The organism is Dellaglioa sp. CoH-57-MRSF-20, assembly GCF_056781955.1.
In genome coordinates, this window is sequence record NZ_JBXAXV010000147.1 from 1 (window position 1) to 386 (window position 386).

General features: G+C 52.6%; 1 protein-coding gene. It reads right to left on the reverse strand.

Annotated elements, in window-relative coordinates; all coding sequences use genetic code 11:
* Positions 1-386: hypothetical protein (locus tag AC1RPN_RS08550; RefSeq protein ID WP_481763768.1), on the reverse strand; the 386-nt coding region annotated here is incomplete at both ends.

Below are 386 nucleotides of genomic sequence, written 5' to 3' on the forward strand. Positions count from 1 at the left end.
GATGAATAGCGTATCTAGGTCGTGCTGTGTGAGCATGAACAGAGGCTTGAATTCAACCAGCACGCGGCAGTGGTGCGGCAGACCAGTCTGTGCATCGAAGTTCGAGGCCGCCGTTATAGAGACTCGCGTGATAACCACTGAGTCGAAGAACAGATAGTTGCCAATCTTGATCGAGATGCGGTTCTTCAGCTTCGTGTTCCAGTAGGCAGCAGTACCCATGCTCGGGTTTACCGTGGCATCTGCCGGTACCGTATTGTTGGCTCCATCATTCGAGTTCTGCGACGTGTTGGTCAGCGACCCTGCCTTTGGCGTTATGCCTACAGCCCTCAGGAAATTGGTTACGTTATCACTGCCAAGCACACCATTGACGACTGACCCAATAGAAG